Below are 20,827 nucleotides of genomic sequence, written 5' to 3' on the forward strand. Positions count from 1 at the left end.
CTGATGGCCGGAGACGGGGTATCAACATATCTGGCGTTGATTTTTGGCACGCTGTTGAGTTCTCAAGGAACGGACGCTTCCTTTGTACTCACCCTCTCGGGCTTTCCTCCGGGCGCTTCCCTTCGGTGTTCCAAACTCTATCAGTGTTTTTCCGGCTCTCTGACCACCGTTCTGCGGACATGCAGAAGGTGACCCCGAGATAGGATCTGACAAGTTTGGGTGCTGCCAGGCCTGGACGCGTATCGCGTCGCTCAGCCCCAAGCAGGAGTACGACTGTACACGCGGCCGCGGAGCGGGTGCAAATCGGTTTGAGGTATGGTCTAGACCACTCCGAAGTGCTCGCGCGGAACCTGCACTTCATGTGACATACCCTGCTGAACAGTGTGCCGCCCGCACAGGCAGCGACGGCCCATATCGATCTCCACCCCTGGGAGGCTTCCCATGACCACCGTGACGTCCCCACTGGCAGGACGCGCCGTCGGACTGGCATCCGTGCCGGATCCGGTCTTCTCCGGGGCCATGGTCGGCCCGGGCACCGCGATCGACCCAGTTCGTGAACCCTCCGAAGCCGTATCGCCCGTGGACGGAGTCATCGTCTCTCTCCACCCGCACGCCTTTGTCGTTGTCGACGAGCAGGGGCACGGTGTGCTCACTCATCTCGGTATCGACACCGTGCAGCTCAACGGCGAGGGTTTCGAACTCCTCGTGAACAAGGGCGACACCGTGACGCGCGGCCAGGGCATCGTGCGCTGGAACCCGGTAGCCGTCGAGGCAGCCGGTAAGTCCCCGGTGTGCCCGATCGTGGCCCTCGAGGCCACGGCCGAGGCCCTCTCCGATCTGCGTGACGACGGCGATGTGAAGGCCGGCGACAGTCTCTTCCTCTGGAAGTGAGGTCGGCGCCGTCGTATGGCGGCAAGTAGGCACGACAACCACCGCGGCGGCGGGACCCGCCGCACTAACGGAGACGGGTGAGATGGAGACAACGCTGCGAGGCGTCGGCGTGAGTCACGGTGTGGCGATCGGCGAGGTTCGGCACATGGGAACGGCGGTCCTCGAGCCGCCTGCCAAGCAGATTCCGGCCGAGGAAGCGGAGCGTGAACAGGGGCGCGCTCGTAAGGCCGTGGAGGCTGTGGCAGCCGACCTGATGGCGCGCGGCAATCTGGCTGGGGGCGAAGCCCAGGCGGTGCTCGAGGCACAGGCCATGATGGCCCAGGACCCTGAGCTGATGGCGGATGTGGACCGGCGTATCGCCGTCGGCAGCACGGCCGAGCGCGCCGTGTACGACGCTTTCGCCGCGTACCGCGAGCTGCTGGCGGGTGCCGGCGAGTACCTTGCCGGTCGCGTGGCTGACCTCGACGACGTGCGGAATCGTATCGTCGCTCGTCTGCTCGGGGTCCCGATGCCGGGTGTCCCGGACAGCGACGAGCCCTATGTCCTTGTGGCGCGCGATCTCGCCCCGGCGGATACGGCCCTGCTGGACCCGACCCTCGTTCTCGGCTTTGTCACCGAGGAGGGCGGGCCGACCAGTCACAGCGCGATTCTGGCGAGGGCGCTCGGTGTGCCGGCCGTGGTCGCGCTGCCGGGTGCCGGTGAGCTCGCCGAGGGCACGGTCATCGCCGTGGACGGCAGCACCGGCGACATCTTCGTGAACCCGAGCGAGGAGAAGAAGGCGGAGCTGGAGGCGGCTGCGGCCGCGCGCAAGGCCGCGCTCGCGGCGTCGACGGGTCCGGGTGCCACCGCCGACGGCCACAAGGTGCCGCTGCTGGCCAATGTCGGGGGTCCGTCCGACGTCCCGGCCGCTGTTGAGGCGGGCGCTGAAGGTGTCGGTCTGTTCCGTACCGAGTTCCTCTTCCTCGACGACAGTAAGAAGGCGCCGTCGGAGGAGAAGCAGGTCGAGGCCTATCGGCAGGTTCTCGAGGCCTTCCCCGAGGGTCGTGTCGTCGTACGTGTGCTGGACGCGGGCGCGGACAAGCCGCTGGACTTCCTGACGCCGGCCGATGAGCCGAACCCGGCGCTGGGTGTGCGCGGTCTGCGGACGCTGTTGGACCACCCCGAGGTGCTGCGCACCCAGCTGACGGCACTGGCGAAGGCGGCGGAGGGGCTTCCCGTCTACCTCGAGGTCATGGCCCCGATGGTGGCGGACCGTGCCGATGCGAAGGCGTTCGCCGACGCGTGCCGTGCGGCCGGGCTGCAGGCGAAGTTCGGTGCGATGGTGGAGATTCCGTCGGCCGCGCTGCGGGCGCGTTCGATTCTGCAGGAGGTCGAGTTCCTGTCGCTGGGAACGAACGACCTCGCGCAGTACACCTTCGCCGCAGACCGTCAGGTGGGTGCGGTGTCCCGGCTGCAGGACCCGTGGCAGCCCGCTCTGCTCGACTTGGTCGCGCTGTCCGCCGAGGCGGCGAAGGCCGAGGGCAAGAGCTGTGGCGTTTGTGGTGAGGCGGCGTCCGATCCGCTGCTGGCGTGTGTGCTGACCGGTCTGGGTGTGACCTCCCTGTCCATGGGTTCGGCGTCGATTCCCTATGTCCGGGCGACGCTGGCGAAGTACACGCTGGCGCAGTGCGAGCGTGCCGCTGCGGCTGCGCGGGCGACGGACAGCGCCGAGGAGGCGCGCAATGCGGCTCAGGCGGTGTTGTCCGGCGAGTAGCCGATGCGGGACGGCCGGCACGCCGGTTTGTGAGGGGCGCTCCACCTGCGGGTGGGGCGCCCCTCCGGCGTTCAGTGGTGGTGTCCCGGCGGCGCTTCCTCACTTCCGAGATCCGGTGGCACGCAGTAGTCGACGCCTGATTCCGGGGAGATGAGGTCGCCGGACTCGATGTCGGTGCAGTAGGCGTCGAATACCTCGCCCGCGGTGAGGGGTTCCAGCCCGTCTCCGCGCAGGCGCCATCCGTAGATACGGTCGGATGTGTCGGGGGCGCTGGTCCGCATCACGAGTCCACCGGGGCTCTGGGTGGCGATGCCGAGGGCCAGGACGGTCGTGAACTCCAGGGCTTCGGCCTCGTCGAGGTGGGTGGCGCCCTGGGCGTCTTCGTCGGCGTGCAGGACCGCGACAAGTGTTTCCGGGGGCCCCGTGACGCTGCAGACGAGGTGTCGGTTGCCCGGCTGGGCCGTATCCAGGATGCGGACGAGGAGGTTCGATGCACGGGTGAAGGCCGCACGGCCGATGTCCTCGCCGCAGGTGGCGCAGGCGCCGAGTCGTGCCAGGAGTGTGGACGCGTACTCCCACGTGGCTTGTCGGACGGCTTCGTCGACGAGGGCCGGGACGAGGTCTGCGAGGGACTGGCCCTCGTAGGGGACGGTGGGTCCGGTGGCCGCGAGTTCGGCGGTGAAGCGGGTGCGGCTCGACGGGATGTCGGGGTCGAGGCCCGTTTCCGCGCAGAACTCGGCGTATTCGTCCGGGTCGAAGAGGGCGATCGTCGTATGGCTGCCTTGGGAGGCCCGTGTCCTGAGGAGGGCCTCCATCTGTTGCAGATAGATCTTGTGGTCGTCGAACGTGAAGCTGCGGTAGCGCCGCATGGCACGGAAATCGTGCTCGTCGGTCAGCAGGCCGATCGTGCCGGCGATCTCGCGGCGCAGGATGCGTCGCATCGTCTGGTGGTCGGTGTGCACCATGTCTCCCCCTGTGCGCAGTCGATCAATGCTCACTCACAGTAACCGTGAGCACTGACAACGCCGTCTGTGCAAGGGGACAAAGAGCTGGGCAAGGCGAGCTCACGCAGGTCACAGCGGCTCCGACACCGTGACCTGCACATGACTCCCGTCAGGCTCGCTTGCGGGCGAGCTGCTCGTAGAAGTGCAGAAGGTCGAGGTTGTCGATGGAGCCCGGGTTGACTGCCTTTTCCAGCGGTGTGCCCTGGAGAAGGCGCTTGACCGGGACCTCGATGCGCTTGCCGGTGAGGGTGTGTGGGACGCCGGGGACCTCGATGATCTCGTCTGGGACGTGACGTGGTGAGAGCTGTTCGCGGATGGTCTGCTTGATTCGGCTCAGGAGGGTCTCGTCGAGCACGGCTCCGGGGGCCAGGTGCACGAACAAGGGCATCCAGTAGCCGCCGTCGGGCTGCTCGATGCCGATGACGAGGGATTCCTTGATCTCGGGGAGGCGCTCCACGGCTTCGTAGATGTCGGCCGAACCCATGCGCACGCCCTGGCGGTTGAGTGTCGAGTCGGAGCGTCCGTGGATGACGACGGAGCCGCGTGAGGTGACGGTGATCCAGTCGCCGTGGCGCCATACGGCGGGGTATGTGTCGAAATAGCTGTCGTGGTACCGGCTGCCGTCGGGGTCGTTCCAGAAGTAGATCGGCATGGACGGCATGGGGTTGGTGACGACGAGCTCGCCCACCTCGTCGACGAGGGGTTTGCCGCTGGGGTCCCAGGACTGCAGGTCGGTGCCCAGGCTGGGCGCTTGGAGCTCGCCGACGTACACCGGCAGGGTGGGCACGGCTCCAGCGAAGCAGGAGCACACGTCCGTGCCGCCGCTGACGGAGGCGATCCAGAGGTCGTCGCGGACCTCGTCGTGCAGCCAGCGGAACCCGTCGGGCGGCAGGGGTGAGCCGGTGGTGGCGACGCACTGCACCTTGGTGAGGTCGAAGTCGCGTGCAGGGTGCACGTCGGCCTTGCGGCAGGCCATGACGTACGCGGCCGAGGTGCCGTAGAGGGTGGCTCCCGTGCGTTCGGCGACTCGCCATTGGGCGCCCGTGTCGGGATAGCCCGGGCTGCCGTCGTAGAGGACGATCGTGGTGCCGGTGAGGAGGCCGGAGACGAGGAAGTTCCACATCATCCAGCCCGTCGACGTGTACCAGAAGAAGCGGTCTTCGGGGCCCAGGTCGCAGTGCAGGCCGAGTTGTTTGAGGTGCTCGACGAGGATGCCGCCCTGGGACTGGACGATGGCCTTGGGGAGGCCGGTGGTGCCGGAGGAGTAGAGCACCCACAGGGGGTGGTCGAAGGGCACCTGGTCGAAGACGGGTTCCTCGTCGGCGGCGGTGAGGGCCGACCACTCCAGTGCGCCTTCGGGGGCCTCGGTGCCGAGCAGGGGAATGTGCACCACGGCGCGCAGGGTGGGCAGCTCGCGGCGCAGTTCGGCGACGGTGTCGCGGCGGTCGTGCTCCTTGCCGCCGTAGCGGTAGCCGTCGACGGTGAACAGGACGACCGGTTCGACCTGCTGGAAGCGGTCGAGGACGCTGCGGGCGCCGAAGTCGGGGGCGCAGGAGGTCCATACGCCGCCGACTGCGGCGGTGGCGAGGAGGGCGACGACGGCCTGCGGGATGTTCGGGAGGTAGCCGCTGACGCGGTCTCCGGGGCGTACGCCGAGGGCGCGCAGCTCGGCGGCGAGGGAGCCGACCTGGCGGCGTAGCTCGGACCAGGTCACGGGGCTGGGCTGGTGGGATTCGTCGACGTACAGGAGGGCGGGTTCCTCAGCACGGGTCGCGGCGGCGCGCAGGGCGTGCTCGGCGTAGTTCAGGGCCGCGCCGGGGAACCACTCGGCGCCGGGCATCGAGCGGTCGCCCAGCACGCGCGCGTAGGGGGTGGAGAAGCGTACGTCGAACCACTCCGTGACGGCTTTCCAGAAAGTGTCCAGCTCGTCGACCGACCAGCGGTGCAGGGCCGCGTAGCCGCCCTCGGCGGGTGCGCCGTGGCTTTCGGCGGCCCAAGCCTGGAACTTGCTGACCCGAGCCTGGGCGATGCGTTCCGGATCTGGCTGCCAGAGCGGCTGGGGGTTCACGGTCGACATGGGGCGGCTCCCGGACTGTGCGCGTCGTGTGCGTCCTCCGCGCACGGCGGGGTGTGCGCGTGACGCGGATGACACGGACGATGCCATGTGATCGACTTCTGCACCAGGGTGCGCCCCACACAGTCCGTGTCGTGAAGATGTGGTCCCGGCACAGGTGAACGGCAGTTGAACGGCACGCGTGTGTGGGGCGGTCAATGGCAGGCTGAGCAGCATGGACGGTCGTGACCTGGTGCGTTCGATGAAGGTGGTCGGTTCTGTGGGAGCGGCCCAGGGGTTGCGTACCGTACGGGCGGCGTGGCGCCGGAGGCGTGTCGACGCCGCGGGGTTGCCGCCTCGGGGCGCCGAGCGGGCTCGGGTGCCCGGGCCCGTGCAGGAGGTGCGGCCCGGTCCGGGCGGCGGTGTCATCCGGTTCAGCCGGTCCGAGCTGCGCATCACCGTCGCCGCGAACGGCGCCGTCTTCTGGGGCTGGGACGGGGCAGCTCCCGAACCGTCGTACGCGCTCGCGGGCCGCTGCCCGGAACCGGATCCCCGGGCGATGCTGGAGCCCGACAAGGACGGTGGCTGGCGGGTCGTGGCCGAGCGGGTGACCCTCGTCATCTCGCGGCACGGCACGGTGGAGGTGCAAACGCCCGGTGGAGTGACGCTCCGCCGTGATCTGCCGCCGCGTTGGTGGGAGCCCGTGGACGGTGGGGCGGCACGGTGGATGCAGCGGTCGGAGGTGGCCGCGGACGCACGCTTCTTCGGGCTCGGGGGACGGGCGTCGGGGCCTCGGCTGAAAGACGGAAAGTACCGGCTGTGGAACACCGACCCCGGCCGCGCCTTCGGCCCTGGCGACGACCCCCTGTACATCACCATGCCCGTGCAGCTGGTGGTGGCCGATGCGGGCACTCACCTGATGTTCCACGACACGTCGTGGGACGGCACGGTGACGCTGCGGCAGGGCGAGGAAGGTGCCGGCTCAGGGCATGACCGGGCGGGGACCAGCGAACTGCGGATGGACGGCGGTCCGCTGCGCTGCTGGGTGATGGTGGGCACTCCCGCGCGCGTGCTGCTCGTCTGGGCGTCTCTCACCGGTGCGGCGGCACTGCCGCCCGCGTGGGCGCTGGGGCACCATCACGCGCGGTGGGGCTTCGGCAGCGAGCAGGAGGTGCGGCGGATCGCTTCGGGCTACCAGGAGCGGGACCTGCCGCTGGACGCGGTCCATCTGGACATCGACCACTACGACGAGCACCAGGTGTTCACGGTCGACCAGGAGGGCTTCCCCAAGCTGCCGCAGCTCGCCGAGGAGTTGCGGCGGGACGGCATCCGCCTGGTGTCGATCGTCGACCCTGCGGTCAAGGCCGCGCCGGGCAATGCCGTGTACGACAGCGGGACGGCCGAAGACGCGTTCGTCAGGGACGCCTCGGGGCAGCTCGTGCGGGGAGTGGTCTGGCCCGGGGAGGCGGTCTTCCCGGACTTCACGCACGCGCGCGTGCGGCAGTGGTGGGGTGGCCTCTACGAGGAGCGGCTGGCACAGGGGTTCTCGGGTTTCTGGCATGACATGAACGAGCCGACCTCGTTCGCCGCCTTCGGGGAGTCGACGCTGCCGCGTTCGGCCCGGCACTCCCTCGAGGGGCGGGGCGGTGACCATCGGGAGACGCACAACGTCTATGGCCTGTGCATGGCGAGGGCAGGCTACGAGGGCGTTCGCGAACTGGCGCCCGAGGAGCGGCCCTTCGTCTTCTCGCGCTCCGGATGGGCCGGCATGCAGCGCTACGGGGGGACCTGGTCCGGGGACGTGGCCACGGGCTGGCCCGGGCTGCGAGCGTCGCTGTCGCTGGTGATGGGGCTCGGGCTGTGCGGGGTGCCGTACTCGGGGCCGGACGTCGGCGGCTTCGACGGGAGTCCGGCGCCGGAGTTGTATCTGCGGTGGTTCCAGTTGGCCGCGTATCTACCGCTGTTCCGCACGCACGCGAGTCTGCGCGCGGGGCGCAGGGAACCGTGGGAATTCGGCTCCGAGGTGCTGGAGCACGCGCGCGTAGCGCTCGTCGAGCGTCGGAGGCTGCTGCCGTACTTCGTGACGCTGGCGCATCTGGCCCGGCACACCGGGGCGCCTTATGTACGTCCGCTGTGGTGGTCGGCGCCCGACGACCGCGCGCTGCGCGACTGTGAGGATGCGTTTCTGCTGGGCGACTGCCTTCTGATCGCGCCGGTGCTGGATCCGGGAGCGGACCGGCGAGCGGTACAGCTGCCCCGCGGACGCTGGTACGACACGGCGACGGAGCAGGTGTACGAGGGGCCGGGGCAGGTTCTCGTCGACGCACCCCTGTCTCGGATCCCGGTGCTCGCGCGCTCGGGCGCCGTCGTCCCCGTACGAGGGGACGACGGCGGGCTGGAACTGGAGGTGTGGGCGCCCGCCCAGGGACGTACCGGGGGCGGGCTGGTGGTGCCGGATGCGGGTGACGGCTGGGACGAACCGGAGATCGAGCGTTACGTCACCCGCTGGGAGGGCCGGAAGCTGGTCGTCGAGCGGGAGCTTGATGACGGCGTGATCCCGTCACCTCATCCGGTGCGCATACGAGGGCTCGGCGAGCGTTGAGGTCAGACGTAGCGGCCCTCGAAGAACGCCCGGACGGCCAGCGTGTGCAGCGGGAAGGCCAGTTCCTCCGGCCTGCGCAGGAGGTGCCAGCCTTCGGTCTCGTCCGTGGCGGCCGACGTCGGCAGGCGGTCGGCGGGCCGTTCCGGCAGGAGGCCGAACAGCAGCAGATGCCCGTCGGGAGAGCTCATCGCGTCGACGAGGCGTACGTCGCGGCCGGCCGCATCGATGCCGGTCTCTTCCTTGAGTTCGCGGACGACGGCCTGCCGCCAGTCCTCACGGTCGTCGATGTAGCCGCCGGGCAGGGCGATGCCTCCGCGCGCGGGGGCAACGGTTCGGGTGATGACGACCAGGGCGGTGCCCTTCGTGTCGTACACGGGCTGGAGTGCGATCGCTACCGGAAGCGGGTTGCGGTAAGCCACGGTGCCGCACGCCGGGCAGGTGCGGGGCCAGCCGGAGACGCCCTCTCCGTAGGGCGCGCCGCAGCTCGAACAATGGGAGTCTGCAGCGGAGTTGGGGGCGGAGTGCTGAGTTTCGGACACGCGGCGGACTGTATCCGATCAGTGGAAGGGCGTCTTCCGGGGGCCGGTCACTACTGCCGTGTAAGGGATTTCCTGGAGACCGGGAAGTCGAAGTAGGTGTCCGGATAGGGCTCCGGCTTGTAGGTGTAGTGCCACCACTCTTCGGCGAGGTTCACGAACCCGAGGGCTTCGAGGGTGCTCTTGAGCAGCAGCCGGTTGGCGCGCTGTTCGCCCTGGATGCGCTGGTCGAGGGTGTGGGAGAGGGTGTCGAAGCAGTCGAAGCCGGTGCCCATGTCGACGGAGTTGTCGGGAAAGCGCTCGCCCTGGGGTGCGTAGCAGGGCACAAGGGGCTCTCCTGGGACGTACGGCCTGGTGGGCTTTGCGGGCAGCCGGACGATCGTCAGGTCCATGGTCGAGCCGCGGCTGTGGCCGGATTTCTCGGCGATGTAACCGTCCACGAACAGACGGGTCTTGTCGACGTTCGGGTAGAACTCGTCCTTCGTGGTCTGGTCGTCGAGGTCCTCGGCCCAGCGCACGAAATGGTCGACGGCGCGCTGCGGCCGGTAGCAGTCGTACACCTTGAGCGTGTAGCCCTGGCGCAACAGCTGCTTCTGAGCCTTGTGGAGCGCTTCGGCGGCGGGTCGGGTGAGGATGCAGAGGGGCTGTCGGTAGCCGTCGATGCGCTCGCCCACGAAGTTGTGGGGGGTGAAGTACCGCATCTCCTGAACGATGGTGGGGTCCACGGTTCTCAGCGCCACGAAGTCCTTCGGCGCTTTGGGCTCGGTCTTCGCCTGGGCGGCGTGGGGGGCGACGGTCACGGCCAGCACGGTGGCGAGCGTGGTGACCAGTCCTCGTACCGCGGTCGAGAGTCGTGTCATGTCTTTTGCATCTATCAGGAATGTGTTCCGCCGGGGAAGTGATCGGATGCAGTCCACCCGTAAGGCCGTCCTGCCGGTTTCCGGTTGCCCGTGGCACACTTCTGACGTCCCGTCAGATCTGTTGCCAGGAGGGGCTATGCCACGCACGCGCACGCCTGTGGTCGCCGGGTGGTTCGCCGGTGACGGGGACGACTTCCGGCTCCTCGGCACCCGTTGCTCGAACTGCACCTCGGTCTTCTTTCCGCGCGAGGACGCCCACTGCCGCAACCCGGGCTGCGCGGGCGGCGATCTGGAGGAGGTTCCGCTGTCGCGGCTCGGGCGCGTCTGGTCGTACACGGACAGCCGGTATCGACCTCCGTCACCCTATGTGACCGATCCGGAACTTCCGTGGGAGCCGTACGCGTTGATCGCTGTGGAGCTGGAGTCCGAAGGCCTCGTGGTGCTGGGGCAGGCGGTTCCCGGGGTCACCGTCGCCGATCTGACGGTGGGCATGGAGGTGGAGGTCGTTCCCGGCGTGCTCCATGAGGACGCGGAGACGATCTGGACGACCTGGCAGTGGCGGCCGACGGGGGTGGCGGAATGACGGAAGAGGTGGCGGTGCTCGGCGCGGGCATGCATCCCTGGGGCAAGTGGGGGCGCAGTTTCGTCGAGTACGGGGCCGCGGCGGCCCGCGCGGCACTCGCCGATGCGGGACTGGAGTGGCGGGACATCGGGTCGATCGTCGGTGCGGACACAGTGCGAGGCGGCTATCCGGGGTATGTCGCCGGGGCCACGTTCGCGAAGGCGCTGGGCTGGCAGGGCGCCCGGGTCACGAGCGTGTACGCGGCGTGCGCGTCCGGGGCGCAGGCCGTCAACACCGCTCGGGCACAGATACTTTCGGGGCTCGCCGACGTGGTGCTCGTAGTGGGCGCCGATGCGGCCCCCAAGGGCTTCTTCCGGCCCGCGGGCGGTGACCGGCCCGACGATCCGGACTGGCTGCGTTTCCGCGTCCTCGGTGCGACCAATCCGGCGTACTTCGGGCTGTACGCGCGCCGGCGGATGGCCGTGCACGGGGACACACCCGAGGACTTCGCGCAGGTCAAGGTGAAGAACTCCGCACTGGGTGCGCTCAATCCGTATGCGCGCTACCGCAAGCGGGTCACCGCCGAGGAGGTCGCCGCCTCTGCGGTGGTCGCCGATCCGCTGCGGCTGCTCGACATCTGCGCGACCTCGGACGGTGGGGCGGCGCTCGTGCTGGCCGGCATGGAGTTCGCGCGTCGGCACGGGGCCCGGGATCCGGTGCGGATCCGGGCGGTGTCCACCGTGACGCCGCGGTACCCCAACACCGTCCTGGATCTGCCCGACATGGCGACGGACTCCTTGGTGGCGGTGCAACCGGCGGCCGAGACGTTCCGGGAGTCGATCGCGCGCGCGGCCTACGAGGAAGCGGGCATCGGCCCCGAGGAACTCTCTTTCGCGGAGGCGTACGACCTGTCCACGGCCCTGGAGTTGCAGTGGTACGAGGATCTGGGGCTGTGCGGCGCGGGAGAGGCTGCGAAGCTGCTGCGGGAGGGTGCGACGGCGCTGGGGGGACGCATACCCGTGAATGTGAGCGGCGGGCTGGCCTCCTTCGGAGAGGCGGTGCCGGCCCAGGCGATCGCCCAAGTATGCGAACTCACCTGGCAGTTGAGGGGCACCGCCGGTGACCGGCAGGTCGCCGGGGCGCATGTGGGGATCGCGGCGAATCAGGGGCTGTTCGGGCACGGCTCGGCGGTGATCGCGGTGCGGTGATCGCGGCGGTGCTACGGACACGAGCGTTCGGCTCTACGAGCGTGGTGTCGCCGTCGTACGAGCAAGGAAGGTGAGGCCTGTCTACGCTGTGTGACCCACCCGGAATGCTGCGTGAACGTCTCATGAACTGGGCTCGGGCCTCTGCCGGCGGCGAGATCATGCTCCCGTGCCCTCCTGGACGGATACTCTCCGCTTCGCTTTTCAGCCGGTGGTCAATCTGACGACCGGAGGAGTCGCGGGGCTGGAGATACTCGCCCGCCCGGAGACCGGCGACGTCCTGGCCGAGGCCCGCCGCGATCCCGAACTCGACGGCCAACTCGCCGTGTTGGCGTTCCGTACGGCGGCTCGCAAGGAGACCTTACTGCCGCTGTACGTCAACGTTTTCGCCGGCACCCTCGCCGACCTGGGCGGACTGACACCGCTGCACGACGCCGTGCGCGCTGCGGGGCGGCTGCCGTGGGAGGTGACGATCGACGTCGGTCCGCCGTACACGCACGTGCCCCAGCACGCGCTACTGGAGGCCATCGGCGCATTGCGGGACCAGGGGTTCCGGATCAGCGCGGACGGCATCGGCGACGGGGACGTGCCGCTGCGGTTGCTCACCGACATGACACCGGACCTGGTGAAACTCGACGCGTCCCTGCTCCCTCGGCCGGCGGCGGTGCGGGGGATGCGGACGCTGTGCGAGCAGTTGGGAGCGCTCCTGTGCGTCGAGGGCGTGGAGACGGAACTGCAGTGCGCGTCCGCACGGTCGGCCGGCGCGCAACTGGCTCAGGGTGAGTTGTTCGCTCCACCGGCACGGCTGCCTGCAGCGGAGGTATACGTTCCGCCACGCTCCCCCGGACTGGCGGTGACGCCGCGCTCGGGGCCGTCGGTGCGGGAGTTCGTGCGGCCGGCCGCACTGCTGCCCGCCACCGCGTCCGCGGGCCAGGTGCGAGCGCTGCTGACCGGTTCGCCGGACGTGTCCGGGGTGCTGCTGGTGGACAGGAACGGCGTCCCGGTGCGGTCGGTGCACCGCTCCCGGTTCCTGCTGTCGATGTCGGGGCGGTACGGCCATGCCCTGTATGCCGACCGGCCGGCGGCCAAGCTGGGGGATCCGCCGCGCACGGTGGGCGTCGACGCCACCGCGTGGGAGGTGCTTGACGTGGTCGCGGTCGGCGACCGGGACCGTACCTCGGACGATGTGGCCGTGGTCGACCGGTACGGCCGGTGCGTGGGCGTCGTACGGCTCGCGGACCTCGTACGGGCCCTCGCCGAGACCCGGGTCGAGGAGGCCGCGGGGCTCAATCCGCTGACGCGGCTGCCCGGTTCGGACGCGATCACCGATGAGGTGGACCGGCGGATCGCGGACGGACGGACGTTCGCGCTGAGTTGGCTGGATGTGGACCACTTCAAGCAGGTCAACGACGGGGCCGGGTTCGCGGCGGGCGACGAGCTGATCCGGTCGGTCGGACGGGCGCTGCAGCACGCGGCGTCCGGCAGTACCCGTGTGGGGCACATCGGCGGAGACGACTTCCTGGTGCTCGCGGATCCGGAGGGGCTCAATCCGCTGGCCGCTTCCGTGCTGGACGCGCCCTGGTCCGCAGGTGGCCGTCCCGTCACGCTTTCCCTGGCCACGGTCCTGTGCGAGGCCGGGAGCGTGACGGACCACCGCCAGGCGGCCGCCTGTCTGGCCCCGCTGAAGAAGGCCGCGAAGTCACTGAGCGGGGCGAGCTGGGTGCTGGGCCGCGCGGGGCTGTCCGGGCACGAGGTCCTGCGTGGGGAGGAGGCGGCGACGGCCCCGGCCGAGTGGGCGGTGGCGGACCCGAGCAGGGGGTGAGACGCTTTCCCTACGAGGTCGTCGGAGGCCGAAGGGCGTCCGTGCGGCCTCACCACAGCCATGGTCTTCGACCCCTGCCGGGTTCAGCGGGAACTGGCCTCCCCGCCGGCCTCAGCAGAGCCTCGGAGTCCGTCCCACCTCCGATCGGGCGTGCCACGAGCCGCGTGGGCGACGGTCCAGGACCCGTCGGTGCGCCCCCAACCATTGGCGTCGGCGACCTTGACGCCCCCTGGACGCCGGTGAACACTTCCCGGTGTCGGTCGACATCGCCGTACATTCTCGGCGTATCCACGCACTGCGCCGCGCGGTTCCACCTGGACCATGGCTCCCTTCCCCCACGGGCGAGTCGGCTGCGACGGCACGCTCGTCACGGACGCCGGGCGGGGCGCGGGACCTCCCTGCCTTCGGCTGAAGTCGCCGTGGGAAACGCACCCCGCACGGAGAACCGGGGCCGATCGTCCCGGCCAGGCCCTAGGAGCCGCCATGAGCAACGGAGACATATTCCTCGGTGAGGTCATCGGAACCGCGATCCTGATCCTCTTCGGGGCCGGAGTCGTCGCCGCCGTCGTACTCAACTATTCGAAGGCGAAGGACGCGGGGTGGGTCGTCATCGCGTTCGGCTGGGGATTCGGCGTGATGGCCGGCGCATACACCGCGGCACCGCTGTCCGGCGGACAGCTCAACCCGGCCGTGACGATCGGTATCGCCATCGACACCGGGGAATGGGACAAGGTCCACATCTACATCGCCGGCCAGATGGTCGGCGCGATCCTCGGTGCGGTGCTGTGCTGGCTGGTCTACTTCGCGCAGTTCCAGGCCAACGCCGACGAGGACATCGCTCAGCCAACCCTCGGGATCTTCTCCACCGCGCCCGCGATCCGCAATGTCGTGGCCAACCTCATCACCGAGATCATCGCGACGATCGCGCTGGTGCTGCCGATCCTCGCCTTCGGCCTGACCAAGGGGCTCGGCGTGTCCGGCACCGCGATTCTGATCGTCTCGTTCCTGGTGGTCGGCATCGGTCTGTCGCTCGGTGGTCCCACCGGATACGCCATCAACCCGGCCCGTGACCTGGGCCCTCGCATCGTCCACGCCCTGCTCCCGATCCCCAACAAGGGCACCTCGGACTGGGGTTACGCGTGGATCCCGGTGGTGGGACCGCTGATCGGCGGTGTGCTGTCCGGGCTCATCTTCAACGCAGCCTTCTGAAGGAACCGACGAAGGGGACGTCATGACGGACAAGTTCGTCGCCGCTATCGACCAGGGCACGACCTCGAGCCGCTGCATCATCTTCAACCAGGACGGCGCCATCGTGGCCGTCGACCAGCGCGAGCACCGCCAGATCTTCCCCAAGCCCGGCTGGGTGGAGCACGACGCCACGGAGATCTGGTCCAAGGTGCAGGCCGTGGTCGCCGGGGCGATCGCCAAGGCGGGGCTGCGCGCCGACCAGCTCAGCGCCCTGGGCATCACCAACCAGCGCGAGACGACGGTCCTGTGGGACCGCGCGACGGGCAAGCCGGTGCACAACGCGATCGTGTGGCAGGACACGCGTACTGCGGCGCTGTGCAACCAACTCGGTGGTTCGGATGGGCAGGATCGTTTCCGCGAGCAGACCGGGTTGCCGCTGGCCAGCTACTTCTCCGGCCCGAAGGCGGCCTGGCTGTTGGACAACGTGCCCGGCCTCAGGGCCCGCGCCGAAAGTGGCGAGATCGCCTTCGGCACCATCGACTCCTGGCTGATCTGGAACCTCACCGGCGGCACGGACGGCGGGCACCACGTCACCGACGTGACGAACGCCGGGCGCACCATGCTGATGAACCTGGAGAGCCTGCAGTGGGACTCCTCGATCCTGTCCGCCATGAACGTGCCCGAGGCCATCCTGCCGGAGATCAAGTCCTCTGCCGAGGTGTACGGCACCGCTGTCGGGCAGCTGTCCGGTGTGCCGGTCGCCTCGGCCCTGGGCGACCAGCAGGCGGCAGTGTTCGGGCAAGCCTGCTACGACGTGGGCACGGCGAAGAACACGTACGGCACGGGCAGCTTCCTGCTGCTCAACACGGGCAACCGGCCGGTGCCGTCGAAGAGCGGGCTGCTGACGACCATGGGCTACAAGATCGGCAGCGAGGCGCCCGTGTACTGCTTGGAGGGGTCGATAGCGATAACGGGCGCGCTGGTCCAATGGTTCCGGGACCAGCTCGGCATCATCCGCACCGCCGACGAGATCGAGTCCCTGGCGGCAAGCGTCGAGGACAACGGAGGCGCGTACATCGTGCCCGCCTTCTCCGGCCTGTTCGCCCCGTATTGGCGCTCCGACGCGCGCGGTGTCATCACCGGACTGACGCGGTACGTCACCAAGGCGCACCTCGCGCGGGCGGTGCTGGAGGCGACGAGCTGGCAGACGCGCGAGGTCGTGGACGCCATGTATCAGGACTCCGGGGTGCAGATCACGACCCTGAAGGTCGACGGCGGCATGACGAAGAACAACCTGCTCATGCAGCACCAGGCGGATGTGCTCGACGTGCCCGTGATCCGGCCCAAGGTCTCCGAGACGACCTGTCTGGGTGCCGCCTACGCGGCAGGACTGGCCACGGGCGTATGGAACGACCTGGACGAGCTCAAGGCGCACTGGGCGAAGGACGCCGAGTGGACGCCCTCCATGACTGCCGCCGTGCGTGACCGCGAGTACCACAACTGGCACAAGGCGGTGGAGAAGAGCTTCGGCTGGCAGGAGGACGGCGACAACTGAGGGAGACGGCGAGAGCCGTGATCGGTGCACGCGTGCGTGCGCTCCGCTCGAGCCACGCGCGCGTGCCCTTGAGCCGCGGCTCGTACCCCGGTCGGCGGGGGTACGGGCCGCACCCCTGCGTCGGGCTTCAGGTGCTCACCGTCTGACGGCGGTCCGCCTGGTAGGCCATCGCGTGCTGGACGACGCCGATGAGGGTCTCCTTGACGGACTCCCGGTCACGGGCGTCGCACAGCAGCAGCGGTACGCCGTCGTCGAGATCGAGGGCCTGCCGGATGTCCTCCGCCGGGTAACGGGCGGCTCCCTCGAAGCAGTTGACGCCGACGAGGAAGGGTATGGAGCGCCGTTCGAAGTAGTCCACGGCCGCGAAGCAGTCCTCGAGACGGCGGGTGTCGGCGAGGACGACGGCGCCGAGCGCGCCCTCCGAGAGCTCGTCCCACATGAACCAGAACCGCTCCTGGCCGGGCGTGCCGAAGAGGTACAGCACCAGGTCCTCGCGCAGCGTGATGCGGCCGAAGTCCATGGCGACGGTGGTGGTGCGCTTGCCCTCGACACCGCTCGTGTCGTCGACCGGGCGCCCGGCCTCGGTGAGCAGTTCCTCGGTACGCAGCGGCCTGATCTCGCTGACCGCGCCGACGAGGGTGGTCTTGCCCACGCCGAAGCCGCCGGCCACCAGGATCTTGAGCGTGACGGGCTCGACCGGAGGCTTCCCGCGCTCAGAACGCCCGAAGATCATCGATCTCTTCTCCTGCTTGATGGGGGTCGCGCGACGGTGGGCCGTAGCCTCCGCCGCCGGGGGTTTCGATGACGAGTACGTCGCCGGGGCCGACGTCGGCCGAGTCGCTTCCGGCGAGTTCGGTGATGGTCCCGTCCGCGCGTTCGATGCGGTTGGCTCCCAGCGCGCCGGGGTCGCCGCCCGCCATGCCGTACGGCGGGACCCTGCGGTGCTGGGACAGCGTGGAGACGGTCATGGGCTCGTGGAACCGGATGCGGCGCACGGCGCCGTCCCCGCCGCGCCATTGCCCGGCGCCGCCGCTGCCGTGCCGTACGGCGAACTCGTCGAGCTGTACCGGCAGTCGCCACTCCAGCACTTCGGGATCGGTGAGCCGCGAGTTGGTCATGTGGGTCTGTACGACGGGCGCGCCGGGGAAGCCGTCGCCCGCGCCGGATCCGGAAGCCACGGTCTCGTAGTACTGGTGGCGTTCGTTGCCGAAGGTGACGTTGTTCATGGTGCCGGAGCCCTCGGCCTGGACGCCCAGTGCGGCGTAAAGGGCGCCGGTGATCGCCTGGGACGTCTCCACGTTGCCCGCGACGACCGCCGCCGGGGGTTCGGGAGCGAGCATGGAACCGGGCGGCACGATGATCTCGAGGGGGCGCAGGCAGCCGTCGTTGAGCGGGATGTCGTCGGCGACCAGGGTGCGGAAGACGTACAGGACTGCCGCGTTGACGACCGAGAAGGGGGCGTTGAAGTTCGTGGCCAGCTGGGGGGAGGTGCCGGTGAAGTCGACGGTGGCGGAGCGGTTCTCGCGGTCCACGCGCACGCGTACCCGGATGACGGCGCCGGAGTCGGTCTCGTAGGCGTACTCGCCGTCGTCCAGGGCGTCGATCACGCCGCGTACTGCTTCCTCCGCGTTGTCCTGGACGTGCCGCATGTACGCCTGGACGACGTCGAGGCCGAAGTTCTCGATCATGCGGGCGACTTCGTCGACGCCCTTCTGGTTGGCCGCGATCTGGGCGCGCAGATCGGCGAGGTTGGTCTTCGGGTTGCGGGAGGGGTAGGGCGCCTCGGTGAGCAGGCGCAGGGTCTCCTCCTCGCGGAAGCGGCCATTGTCGGCCAGCAGCCAGTTGTCGAAGAGGATTCCCTCCTCCTCGATGGTGCTGCTGTCGGCGGGCATGGAGCCGGGGGCGATGCCGCCGATCTCGGCGTGGTGGCCGCGTGAGGCGACGTAGAAGAGGATTCCGGGCTCACCCTCCGTGTTCGCTGTGCTGTCCGTGTCGAAGACCGGGGTGATCACGGTGACGTCGGGCAGGTGGGTGCCGCCGTGGTACGGGTCGTTGACGGCGTACGTGTCGCCGGGGCGCATCCGGGAGCCGCGGCGTCGGATGACCTCCTTGACGCTGGTGCCCATCGAGCCCAGGTGGACGGGGATGTGCGGGGCGTTGGCCACCAGGTTTCCGTCCGGGTCGAAGAGCGCGCAGGAGAAGTCCAGGCGTTCCTTGATGTTGACGGACTGGGCGGTGGACTCGAGGCGGGCGCCCATCTGTTCGGCGATGGACATGAAGAGGTTGTTGAAGACCTCGAGGAGAACCGGGTCGGCTTCTGTGCCGATCTCGGAACTCTGCGTAATCGCCGCGCGTTCCATGACCAGATGCCCGTCGTCGGTCGTCGCGGCTTGCCAGCCGTCGTCGACGACGGTCGTCGCACTGGCCTCGGTGATGATCGCCGGGCCGGTGACGGTCTGGCCGGGAGGCAGGTCCTCGCGGCGGTGGAGGGGTACGTCGCGCCAGGTGCCGCCCGTGTGGAGGCGGACGGTCTGCGGGGTGGCCGGGCTGCCTTCAGGGGTGGCTTCGTAGGGGGCGAGAGCGGAGAGATCGGGGGGTTCGGTGATGCCAGTGGCTTCGACGGAGAGGGCTTCGACAACGATCGGGCGGTCGAGGGTGAAGGAGTACGTGGCGCGATGACGTTCTTCGAAGGCGCGCCTCATCCTGTCGGGCTCGGTGAGTTCGACGATGAGGGTGGTGTCGGTGCCGTCGTAGCGGAGTTGCGCGCGGCGGGTGACCTTGATGTGGTCCTCGGGGACGCCCTCGTCGAGGAGTTCGGTGCGGGCAGCGGATTCGAGGTCGTCCGCGGTCTTCAGGACACCGGGCATGGAGGTGGCCTCCAGGGGTGCCTCGGCGGACTGTTCACGCATGGCCGTGGTGTCGGCGAGGCCGATGCCGAGCGCGGAGAGGACGCCGGCCATGGGCGGGACGAGGACGGTGCGGATGCCGAGCGAGTCGGCGACCATGCACGCGTGCTGGCCGCCCGCACCACCGAAGGTGGTGAGGGCGTAGCGCGTGACGTCGTGTCCCTTCTGGACGGAGATCCGCTTCACGGCGTTGGCGATGTTGGCGACCGCGATCTGCAGGTAGCCCTCGGCGACCTGCTCGGGGGTACGGTCGTCGCCGGTCTGCTCGCGGATGTCGCGCGCGAGGGCGGTGAAGCGCTCACGGACGAGGTCGCTGTCGAGGGGCTGGTCACCCTCGGGGCCGAACACCTTGGGGAAGTGGGTGGGTTGGATGCGGCCGAGCATGACGTTGGCGTCGGTGACCGCGAGCGGGCCGCCGCCCCGGTAGCAGGCGGGTCCCGGGTCCGCGCCCGCCGAGTCCGGCCCTACGCGGTAGCGGGAGCCGTCGAAGTGCAGGACCGAGCCGCCGCCTGCCGCGACGGTATGGATGTCCAGCATGGGGGCGCGCAGGCGGACGCCGGAGATCTGTGTGGTGAAGACCCGTTCGTACTCGCCGGCGAAGTGCGAGACATCGGTGGAGGTGCCGCCCATGTCGAAGCCGATGACGCGGTCGAAGCCGGCGAGCTGCGACATGCGTGCCATGCCGACGATGCCTCCGGCGGGGCCGGAGAGGATGGCGTCCTTGCCGCGGAACTGCCCGGCTTCGGCGAGACCGCCGTTGGACTGCATGAACATCAGCCGTACGCCTTCGAGTTCGTCGGCGACGTGCTGGACGTAGCGGCGCAGCACGGGCGAGAGGTAGGCGTCGACGACGGCGGTGTCCCCGCGCGGGACGAGTTTCATCAGAGGGCTGACCTCACTGGACAGCGAGATCTGCGGGAACCCGATGCGGGCGGCGAGGTCGCCGACGGCTTGTTCGTGGGCGGGGTGGAGGTGGCTGTGCATGCAGACCACGGCGACGGCACGGATCCCGTCGTCGTACGCCTCCCGAAGGGGCCCGGCGAGGGCGTCCAGATCGGGAGCGTGCAGGACGGTACCGTCGGCGGCGATGCGTTCGTCGATCTCGACGACTCGTTCGTAGAGCAGCTCGGGGAGCTCGATACGGCGGGCGAAGATGCGGGGCCGGTTCTGGTAGGCGATGCGCAGGGCGTCGCGGAAGCCGCGGGTGATGACCAGCAGGGTTCGCTCGCCCTTGCGCTCGAGAAGGGCGTTCGTGGCGACCGTCGTGCCCATTCGGACCGCCTCGATGGGCTGGTCCTGGGAGCCGTCCAGCAGTTCGCGTACGCCCGCGACGGCCGCGTCGGAGTATCGCGCCGGGTTCTCCGACAGGAGTTTGTGGGTCAGCAGACGGCCGTCCGGGCGTCGCGCGACGATGTCCGTGAAGGTGCCGCCACGGTCGACCCAGAACTGCCAGCCTGTCACGTCACTACCCCGCTTCCACGCCGCTCACAGCGCCCGCAGGCCGTTGATCACGTCGCGCAGAATACTCTCGTCCACCAGCTCGGCAGGCGGTACGGGCCGGTTCACATGGACGAATTCCCCGTCCACGAGATCCCCGATGAGGACCCGTACGACGCCGATGGGCAGATCGAGCTCGGCGGAGAGTTCGGCAACGGACTGCGGGGCGTCACGGCACAGATCGACGATGTCCACGTGCTCAGGGGACAGCATCGAGTCCGCTTCCGGATCGTCCGCGTGCTGTTCCGCCACGACCACCGCGATCAGGTCGAGTCGGTGCTGGGCCGCACTGGTGGTGCGGCCGCGTGTCATGGCGTACGGACGGACGACCGGCCCGGCCTCGTCGTCGAACCAGTGGCTTCTTCCCTGACCGTCAGCGCTCATGCCATCCCA

At 69.4% G+C, this 20,827-nt stretch carries 15 protein-coding genes; 8 read left to right on the forward strand and 7 right to left on the reverse strand.

The window, feature by feature from the left end; genetic code table 11:
- The first annotated feature begins 441 nt into the window (after positions 1–441).
- Positions 442–891 (forward strand): PTS sugar transporter subunit IIA, encoded by a 450-nt coding sequence (locus EHO50_RS00010; protein ID WP_128427522.1) that lies wholly within the window; start codon positions 442–444, stop codon positions 889–891.
- A gap of 82 nt (positions 892–973) precedes the next feature.
- Positions 974–2,644, forward strand: coding sequence for a phosphoenolpyruvate--protein phosphotransferase (ptsP, locus tag EHO50_RS00015; protein ID WP_128427525.1), 1,671 nt, complete (start codon positions 974–976; stop codon positions 2,642–2,644).
- Between the two features lie 71 nt (positions 2,645–2,715).
- Here ptsP and EHO50_RS00020 read toward each other — a convergent pair whose 3' ends face one another.
- Both EHO50_RS00020 and EHO50_RS00025 read right to left on the reverse strand, forming a co-directional pair.
- Complete coding sequence (locus EHO50_RS00020; RefSeq protein ID WP_128427527.1) at positions 2,716–3,609, reverse strand: hypothetical protein; 894 nt, start codon at positions 3,607–3,609, stop codon at positions 2,716–2,718.
- 148 nt (positions 3,610–3,757) lie between these two features.
- Complete coding sequence (locus tag EHO50_RS00025) at positions 3,758–5,725, reverse strand: acetoacetate--CoA ligase (protein ID WP_128427530.1); 1,968 nt, start codon at positions 5,723–5,725, stop codon at positions 3,758–3,760.
- Positions 5,726–5,936: 211 nt separating this feature from the next.
- Between EHO50_RS00025 and EHO50_RS00030 the strand changes: the two genes are divergently transcribed.
- A complete protein-coding gene (locus tag EHO50_RS00030) occupies positions 5,937–8,303 on the forward strand; it encodes a glycoside hydrolase family 31 protein (protein ID WP_128427532.1) in 2,367 nt (788 codons plus the stop codon).
- Between the two features lie 2 nt (positions 8,304–8,305).
- On the opposite strand, the gene EHO50_RS00035 is transcribed toward EHO50_RS00030, so the two are convergent.
- Both EHO50_RS00035 and EHO50_RS00040 read right to left on the reverse strand, forming a co-directional pair.
- A complete protein-coding gene (locus EHO50_RS00035) occupies positions 8,306–8,842 on the reverse strand; it encodes an NUDIX domain-containing protein (RefSeq protein WP_128427535.1) in 537 nt (178 codons plus the stop codon).
- Positions 8,843–8,892: 50 nt separating this feature from the next.
- Positions 8,893–9,699, reverse strand: a complete 807-nt coding sequence (locus EHO50_RS00040; protein ID WP_128427537.1) for a M15 family metallopeptidase — start codon at positions 9,697–9,699, stop codon at positions 8,893–8,895.
- Between the two features lie 157 nt (positions 9,700–9,856).
- Between EHO50_RS00040 and EHO50_RS00045 the strand changes: the two genes are divergently transcribed.
- From EHO50_RS00045 to glpK, 5 genes are all read left to right on the forward strand, one after another.
- Complete coding sequence (locus EHO50_RS00045) at positions 9,857–10,282, forward strand: Zn-ribbon domain-containing OB-fold protein (protein ID WP_128428896.1); 426 nt, start codon at positions 9,857–9,859, stop codon at positions 10,280–10,282.
- Positions 10,279–11,469 (forward strand): lipid-transfer protein, encoded by a 1,191-nt coding sequence (locus tag EHO50_RS00050; protein ID WP_181449529.1) that lies wholly within the window; start codon positions 10,279–10,281, stop codon positions 11,467–11,469. Before EHO50_RS00045 ends, EHO50_RS00050 begins: the two co-directional genes overlap by 4 nt.
- Positions 11,470–11,635: 166 nt before the next feature.
- The gene (locus EHO50_RS00055; RefSeq protein ID WP_128427543.1) at positions 11,636–13,288 is read left to right on the forward strand and encodes a GGDEF domain-containing protein; all 1,653 of its coding nucleotides are present in this window, start codon (positions 11,636–11,638) and stop codon (positions 13,286–13,288) included.
- Positions 13,289–13,771: 483 nt separating this feature from the next.
- On the forward strand, positions 13,772–14,497 hold the full coding sequence (locus EHO50_RS00060; RefSeq protein ID WP_128427545.1) for an MIP/aquaporin family protein: 726 nt from the start codon (positions 13,772–13,774) through the stop codon (positions 14,495–14,497).
- 22 nt (positions 14,498–14,519) lie between these two features.
- Positions 14,520–16,031, forward strand: a complete 1,512-nt coding sequence (glpK, locus tag EHO50_RS00065; protein WP_128427548.1) for a glycerol kinase GlpK — start codon at positions 14,520–14,522, stop codon at positions 16,029–16,031.
- A gap of 127 nt (positions 16,032–16,158) precedes the next feature.
- On the opposite strand, the gene EHO50_RS00070 is transcribed toward glpK, so the two are convergent.
- The 3 genes from EHO50_RS00070 to EHO50_RS00080 are packed head-to-tail and all read right to left on the reverse strand — an operon-like array spanning position 16,159 to position 20,818.
- Positions 16,159–16,764, reverse strand: coding sequence for a GTP-binding protein (locus EHO50_RS00070; protein ID WP_128427550.1), 606 nt, complete (start codon positions 16,762–16,764; stop codon positions 16,159–16,161).
- The gene (locus EHO50_RS00075) at positions 16,745–20,398 is read right to left on the reverse strand and encodes a hydantoinase B/oxoprolinase family protein (RefSeq protein WP_128427552.1); all 3,654 of its coding nucleotides are present in this window, start codon (positions 20,396–20,398) and stop codon (positions 16,745–16,747) included. Before EHO50_RS00075 ends, EHO50_RS00070 begins: the two co-directional genes overlap by 20 nt.
- 24 nt (positions 20,399–20,422) lie before the next feature.
- A complete protein-coding gene (locus tag EHO50_RS00080; RefSeq protein ID WP_128427555.1) occupies positions 20,423–20,818 on the reverse strand; it encodes a DUF742 domain-containing protein in 396 nt (131 codons plus the stop codon).
- Positions 20,819–20,827: the final 9 nt, after the last annotated feature.

The organism is Streptomyces cyaneus (assembly GCF_004028635.1).
In the GTDB taxonomy this organism is placed as follows: domain Bacteria; phylum Actinomycetota; class Actinomycetes; order Streptomycetales; family Streptomycetaceae; genus Streptomyces; species Streptomyces cyaneus.

What these genes read in the sequence shown, in the direction of transcription:
- EHO50_RS00010 (WP_128427522.1), top strand. Translation starts at nt 442, where the DNA reads ATGACCACCGTGACGTCCCCACTGGCAGGACGCGCCGTCGGACTGGCA.
- ptsP (WP_128427525.1), top strand. Translation starts at nt 974, where the DNA reads ATGGAGACAACGCTGCGAGGCGTCGGCGTGAGTCACGGTGTGGCGATC.
- EHO50_RS00020 (WP_128427527.1), bottom strand. Translation starts at nt 3,609, where the DNA reads ATGGTGCACACCGACCACCAGACGATGCGACGCATCCTGCGCCGCGAG.
- EHO50_RS00025 (WP_128427530.1), bottom strand. Translation starts at nt 5,725, where the DNA reads ATGTCGACCGTGAACCCCCAGCCGCTCTGGCAGCCAGATCCGGAACGC.
- EHO50_RS00030 (WP_128427532.1), top strand. Translation starts at nt 5,937, where the DNA reads ATGGACGGTCGTGACCTGGTGCGTTCGATGAAGGTGGTCGGTTCTGTG.
- EHO50_RS00040 (WP_128427537.1), bottom strand. Translation starts at nt 9,699, where the DNA reads ATGACACGACTCTCGACCGCGGTACGAGGACTGGTCACCACGCTCGCC.
- EHO50_RS00050 (WP_181449529.1), top strand. Translation starts at nt 10,279, where the DNA reads ATGACGGAAGAGGTGGCGGTGCTCGGCGCGGGCATGCATCCCTGGGGC.
- EHO50_RS00060 (WP_128427545.1), top strand. Translation starts at nt 13,772, where the DNA reads ATGAGCAACGGAGACATATTCCTCGGTGAGGTCATCGGAACCGCGATC.
- glpK (WP_128427548.1), top strand. Translation starts at nt 14,520, where the DNA reads ATGACGGACAAGTTCGTCGCCGCTATCGACCAGGGCACGACCTCGAGC.
- EHO50_RS00070 (WP_128427550.1), bottom strand. Translation starts at nt 16,764, where the DNA reads ATGATCTTCGGGCGTTCTGAGCGCGGGAAGCCTCCGGTCGAGCCCGTC.
- EHO50_RS00080 (WP_128427555.1), bottom strand. Translation starts at nt 20,818, where the DNA reads ATGAGCGCTGACGGTCAGGGAAGAAGCCACTGGTTCGACGACGAGGCC.